The organism is Neptunomonas sp. (genome assembly GCF_041601355.1).
Lineage (GTDB): Bacteria > Pseudomonadota > Gammaproteobacteria > Pseudomonadales > Balneatricaceae > Neptunomonas.
Map to the genome: position 1 here is coordinate 1 of NZ_JBFIIH010000181.1, position 5,734 is coordinate 5,734.

Consider the following 5,734-nt stretch of genomic DNA (forward strand, 5'->3'; position numbering starts at 1 on the left):
CTTTTTACAGGTTCATTATCAATACGGGTAATTAAATCACCGGCTTTAATACCGGCCTTAACCGCCGGTGTATCATCAATCGGAGTGATAACCCGAATGAAGCCATCTTCGAGGCTAATCTCAATACCAACACCGCCAAACTCGCCAGTGGTATGCTCCTGCAACTCTTCAAAAGCCTCTGGTTCAAGATAAGAGGAATGTGGATCCAGCCCTGCAATCATGCCACGGATAGCATCTTCCAGAACTTTGGCATCATCTACAGGCTCAACATAAGAGTTCTTAATGCGATCAAACACTTCACTAAAGCGCCTCAGCTCTTCTAAGGGCAATTTTTTTGTTGCCTCCTGATGTACCGCGTCCTGAAGAGAAGCAGCCTGCACTTTCCCTATAACACCTAACCCCGTAACACTTATCCCTGTAACAGCTAACCCTGTAACACTGAGCCCTGTAACGCGTAGCCCCACACTAAAAATCACACTGATCAGCTTTAACGAAAACTTCATTACTGCCACCCCGTTTTAAAGAACATGTACCATCCTTATTGAGCTACAAACCAACGCTTAGGGTTGATCGCTTTACCTTTGTGTCGGATCGCAAAATATAAGCCGGGGTCATTATTACCACCGCTGCTGCCTATAGTAGCGACAGACTCACCTTGCGAAACCCAATCGCCTGTTTCCTTCAGCAAACTATCATTCTGACCATATAAACTCATATATCCATCACCATGATCGATAATGGTCAGCAACCCATAGCCTCTGAGCCAGTCTGCAAAGACTACCCGGCCATGGTGTACCGCCGCAACAGCGCTTCCCGTTGTCCCCGCCAGTAAGACACCATCGTAACTGAGATTATCCTTAACATTACCATAGGCGCGTAGGATTTTTCCTTTGACCGGCCATTGTAGTTTCCCCCTAAGACTGACAAACGCTTTATTATTCTGCGTAAGATTGGCCGAAGAAACCGATTTTTCAATCTCAGAAAGCAACTTCTCCAATCGTTTTTTATCAATATTCAGCTGTTTAAGTTTAGCTTGTGCGCTACTGACTTGCTTTTTCACAGCGGCCAGTGATTGCTGCCGCTGTACGCGTAAGGTCTGAAGCTCAACTAACTTAGCCTGCAAATTATCCCGACTACTCTTGATATTCTGTTGTGTTGAATCAATCGATAGGTGTGTCGATTTCAAATTGCGCAGTAACGTCTGAAACTGAGTCATCTCGACAACTTGAGCCGTGCTGAAGCGATCATAATAGTGCGTCATGCGCGATATCTGTTCCGGATCTCTCTGATTCAATAGCATAAATAGCCGCGGCTGGGCACCCAGGCGATACTGTTGCCGGATAATTTGCTCTAAACGGCCACGGCTTTCCTGCAAGCTTTTTTCGAGACGGCTCTTTTCCATCTCAAAACCTGACAGGTCATTACCCAACAGAGCCAGTTTCTTATCCAGTTGATAAACCTGCTTGCCTAACTCGTTGATCTCTTGTTCTGTTGCTGCCAGCGAATGCTCAGCAGTACTCTGCTTTTTCTGATCTCTTTTGAGGTTAGCCTGTACCTGATTAATACTCTTCTTAAGTTTGCTAAGCTGCGACTGTGTAGCTTGCTGATCAGCCGCCACAAGGTGATCGCTACTCAAGCCGATAAAGAGTAGGCAGCAACACACTAACCCGTTTAAAAAAGGCCGCAACAGCGGCCTTAACAATCTATTTGAATGTCGCAAGACTGTGACCCGTCATTTCAGCCGGCTGCGGCAACGCCATCAAGGCAAGAATAGTCGGCGCAAGGTCGCTCAACGCACCATCTTGTAACGCAAGCGAGTGTTTTCTTGGACCATCATAAATCAATGCGACCGGAAAATTCGTATGCGCCGTGTGTGGCTGGCCAGAGGTTGGATCCCGCATCATTTCGACATTACCATGATCTGCCGTGATCAAAGTTTCACCGCCGACTTCGGCCATCGCCTCCAACACTCTTTTTACACAAGCATCAACAGTTTCAACCGCTTTTACAGCAGCATCAAACACGCCGGTATGTCCCACCATGTCACCATTGGGGTAGTTACAAACTATCAGGTCATATTTACCACTTTTTATCGCGGCCACCAGCTTATCGGTCAACTCCGGGGCACTCATCTCAGGCTGAAGATCATAGGTTGCCACCTGAGGGGACGGGACCAGAATACGCTCTTCACCGGCATAAACCGCTTCCTGACCACCGTTAAAAAAGAAGGTCACATGAGCATATTTTTCTGTTTCAGAAATACGTAACTGAGTTTTACCTTGCGCCGAAATATACTCACCCAGGTCATTCACAATCACCGCAGGCTCATAAGCACAGGAAGCCGGAATAGTAGCGGCATACTCCGTCATCATCACATAATCAACCAACGCAGGCTGCACAGCACGAGCAAAGCCTGTAAAGCTATCACCCTCTACAAATGCACGGGTTATTTCACGCGACCGATCGGGACGAAAGTTAGCGCAGATCAGCGCATCGCCATCAGCAACAACACCCACTGCGCGGCCATCTTTCTGAAGCACGGTGGCTTTGACAAATTCATCGTTCTCATCACGCTGATACGCGGCAGCTAACGCAGAGACTGCAGAGTCAGCAACATACCCGGACCTCCCTGTTGTCATAGCATCATAGGCCTGCTGCACCCGATCCCAACGATTATCCCGGTCCATCGCATAATAGCGCCCCACAACCGTAGCGATTCCGCCTTTACCTAATTCGGCAAACAATGCGTCGGCTTTTTCAAGTGAAGACTGAGCAGAACGGGGTGGTGTATCCCGTCCATCGAGAATGGCATGCAGATACACTTTCTGAGCACCGCGTGTCACGGCCATTCTGATTAGTGCGAACATATGTTCTTCGTGACTATGAACTCCGCCAGGCGATAATAAGCCCATCACGTGCACAGCTTTATTCTGCTCAATCGCTTTATCCATAGCAGCGGTGAGGACGCTGTTTTCAAAAAAATCGCCATCGGCAATCGCTTTGGAAATACGCGTAAAGTTCTGATACACCGTACGTCCTGCTCCGATATTCATATGCCCCACTTCAGAGTTACCCATCTGGCCATCTGGCAAACCCACCGCTAAACCTGAGGTCGCAATCCGGGAGTTGGGATTATTAGCCAGCAACGTATCCCATGTAGGTGTATTCGCCACTTCAATGGCAGAAGAGGCTGTTGACTCAACACCAAAACCGTCGAGGATAATCAGTGCTTTAGGGATACGTTTATTATTCATATGAATTCAGGCCAATTTTATCTTAAGAAGGTCACATATTTTACTTCGATTCATCGCAATTGGCTAACAACGCCTTGCTATTCATAATCTCCTCTTATATGAGACGCCCGGGCATTGTATAATCGTCCGCTTAAAATGAGGTGCCGGTTTCGCGGCGTTATGACGGTTTAGGAAACATAATGGAACAATTGATCGAATTTGCCACTAACAACTTTATGCTGATAGCGGCCTGGCTATTAACACTTTTGATGATTATGTGGACTGAAGGCCAAAAAGCCGGCAAGTCTGTTTCGCCAGCAACGGCTACTCAGTTAATGAACAAGCAAGATGCAGTGCTGATTGATATCCGCACCAAAAAGGAGTGGGACACCGGCCACATTACCGGCTCACGACATATTCCACTGGCCGACTTTAGTCGTCGTTTCAATGAGATTGAAAAGTTCAAAACGCGCCCTGTCATTGTGGTATGCAATCTTGGTCAAACAGCAGGCGCTGCCAGCAAACAGTTAAAAGCAGCAGGCTTTGAAAATGTTTTACGTCTACAGGGCGGGATAACAGAGTGGAAAGGCCAGAATCTTCCGATTGTTAAAAAGGCCTGAGCAATGATGATTACCGTTTATAGTTCTGATTGGTGCCCCTTTTGTACACGAGCAAAAATGCTGTTAGATCAAAAAGGCGTAGCCTATCAAGAGATCAAAGTAGACAACCAACCGAGCAAGCGGGCTGAAATGACCAAGCTCAGCGGACGAACTAGTGTGCCGCAGATCTTTATCGGCAATACACATGTCGGCGGGTGTGATGATCTTTACGCACTCGAAAGACAAGGACAGCTCGACACTCTTCTTTCACAACAAGATTAAGGATTTAAAATGGCAGAAAATGATCAGGCTGCACCGCAGCCAAAAGGACCACAGTTTTCAATTCAGCGCGTTTACGTTAAAGACGCTTCTCTGGAAACGCCAAATAGCCCACAAATTTTTACAAAGAAATGGCAGCCAGAGATTAATCTGGAGATGAACACACGCACAACGCCTCTTAGCCCTGAGCATTTCGAAGTGGTGTTAACATTAACTGTTACGGTTAAAAATGAAGAAGATACTGCATTTCTCGTGGAAGTTCAGCAAGGTGGAATTTTTCAGGTTGCCGGTATGAACGAACAGGAAATTGGGCATACATTAGGCGCATTCTGCCCGAATTTACTATTCCCATATGCTCGCGAAACGATTGATACGCTGGTGACTAAAGCGAGCTTCCCGGCGCTAATGCTATCACCTGTCAACTTTGATGCACTCTACGCTCAGCAGCTACAACAGAAAGCGGCTTCAGCGGCGCCAGCAGAGCAGCACTGACGTAAAGCACTGCAGACTCACTTTTCAGTGTTTGCAGTGCCTTTTATAGCGGCTAATTATTGCGGCTCAGAAAGCACAACCTGATTTCTCTCGACAGTCTTCTCCCCTACCCAGCTAACAAGATCAGTCCACATCCTGTTAATATCATCGCTCGCCGGCATAATACCCGCATGCTCTAACTCTATAGTCATCACCGGAATACGCTTAACGAACCATGCATAGTTTCCCAATGATCCCGGATAGGTACCTAATTGACGAAGATGCAGAGGACCTAATTTTTTAGGCGGCTGTAAATTACTACCGTCAAAATCAAGAATGCCATGCGGCGCATGTACAGAAACCACGATATCAGGACGGTATTCGTCAATCAGTTGATGAATCACTCTGGATTCAGGCTCGCTCAAAGGAGACTGCCCCGGGTAATAACGCGAGCGCTCCCGCGCTTTCTTTTTCCAATGAACCAGTGGTTCCGGAAAATCAGGTGCAGAAATAAAATTACGGTTCAAATCTACTTTATTCTGATTCACCCGCGAAGAACGCGACTGCAATAATCCATCAGGATTTGCTAAGGGCAAGAAATGCCAATCATACGCACCACTATGGTGTTTATTCAGCGTGTTCAACCACTTAAAGGTAACACTGACACTTGAATACTCGTCTCCATGTATGCCGCCAATAAACAGAATTTTGGGTGCATCAGCATGCGCTGCCGGAAAATGCTTCTCCAAAATAGGCAAACCACCTACTGAATAAAACCGTGGCACATCAAAGGACAGCCCATTACATTCATGCACCGATACACTGGAAAGTTTGCGACCGATCTTAGCACACACATTTTGCGTTTCAGTCTTGTACGTTGGATCGACGCCCTGTGTCGCTGTTGAAGAAAATGCCACGACGGGCAATAACCACAAAACACCAGAGAGTGTTAAAAAATGCTTCATTTTCACAGTATCAGTTGATAGATAGAGATTTAGTGTAGCCTAACCTAATACAGTATAACCGACTACGCTAAGCCACATAAAAAAACCGGCTATCAGAGCCGGCTATTTTACTTAGGCAGTTATTGAGCGACTATTCAGCGGCCACTCATCAGCATTTTCCGAATATCCCGGTTCAATGGCAAACGGA

General features: G+C 46.7%; 7 protein-coding genes. 3 read left to right on the forward strand and 4 right to left on the reverse strand.

Features of this window, described 5'->3' with window-relative positions; all coding sequences use genetic code 11:
• The 3 genes from ABY436_RS18480 to gpmI form a co-directional block, all read right to left on the reverse strand.
• The coding region (locus tag ABY436_RS18480; RefSeq protein ID WP_372740400.1) for a S41 family peptidase at positions 1–503 on the reverse strand (503 nt) is incomplete at its 3' end.
• 35 nt (positions 504–538) lie between these two features.
• Positions 539–1,618, reverse strand: a complete 1,080-nt coding sequence (locus tag ABY436_RS18485; protein ID WP_372740401.1) for a murein hydrolase activator EnvC — start codon at positions 1,616–1,618, stop codon at positions 539–541.
• Positions 1,619–1,703: 85 nt separating this feature from the next.
• Positions 1,704–3,254 (reverse strand): 2,3-bisphosphoglycerate-independent phosphoglycerate mutase, encoded by a 1,551-nt coding sequence (gpmI, locus tag ABY436_RS18490; protein WP_372740402.1) that lies wholly within the window; start codon positions 3,252–3,254, stop codon positions 1,704–1,706.
• Between the two features lie 179 nt (positions 3,255–3,433).
• Between gpmI and ABY436_RS18495 the strand changes: the two genes are divergently transcribed.
• The 3 genes from ABY436_RS18495 to secB are packed head-to-tail and all read left to right on the forward strand — an operon-like array spanning position 3,434 to position 4,603.
• A complete protein-coding gene (locus tag ABY436_RS18495) occupies positions 3,434–3,853 on the forward strand; it encodes a rhodanese-like domain-containing protein (protein WP_090730980.1) in 420 nt (139 codons plus the stop codon).
• A 3-nt stretch (positions 3,854–3,856) separates the two neighbouring features.
• On the forward strand, positions 3,857–4,114 hold the full coding sequence (gene grxC, locus ABY436_RS18500; RefSeq protein ID WP_372740403.1) for a glutaredoxin 3: 258 nt from the start codon (positions 3,857–3,859) through the stop codon (positions 4,112–4,114).
• Between the two features lie 9 nt (positions 4,115–4,123).
• Positions 4,124–4,603: a protein-export chaperone SecB gene (secB, locus tag ABY436_RS18505; protein ID WP_372740404.1), complete on the forward strand. Its 480-nt coding sequence runs from the start codon at positions 4,124–4,126 to the stop codon at positions 4,601–4,603.
• A 56-nt stretch (positions 4,604–4,659) separates the two neighbouring features.
• Here the strand turns inward: secB and ABY436_RS18510 are convergent, their stop codons facing one another.
• A complete protein-coding gene (locus tag ABY436_RS18510) occupies positions 4,660–5,547 on the reverse strand; it encodes a M14 family zinc carboxypeptidase (protein WP_372740405.1) in 888 nt (295 codons plus the stop codon).
• Positions 5,548–5,734: the final 187 nt, after the last annotated feature.